The sequence below is a fragment of the Neisseria sp. P0001.S005 genome, from assembly GCF_051963715.1.
Genome location: NZ_JBQCTZ010000977.1, coordinates 1 through 269, shown reverse-complemented (window position 1 = coordinate 269; position 269 = coordinate 1). Strand labels below are relative to the sequence as shown.

Sequence of the window (269 nt, the reverse complement as noted above, 5' to 3'; positions counted from 1 at the left end):
GTATTTACGAATTGTCTGACGAAGACAAACTGACTGTGATGCGTGCCCGTAAAATCCAACGATTCCTGTCTCAACCGTTCCACGTTGCCGAAGTATTTACAGGTTCTCCAGGCAAATACGTTTCATTGCGTGACACCATCGCCGGCTTTAAAGCCATCTTTAACGGCGAATACGACCATCTGCCTGAACAAGCGTTCTATATGGTAGGCGGCATCGAAGAAGCGGATGAGAAAGCGAAAACCTTAAACTAAGGAGGCCGGCATGAGCAC

General features: G+C 48.0%; 1 protein-coding gene. It reads left to right on the top strand.

Translation table 11 applies throughout. The annotated features are described in order from the left end of the window. A partial coding sequence (locus tag ACTHSP_RS23750; protein WP_440347204.1) for an ATP synthase beta subunit C-terminal domain-containing protein occupies positions 1–251 on the top strand: 251 nt, incomplete at its 5' end. Between the last annotated feature and the right edge of the window lie 18 nt (positions 252–269).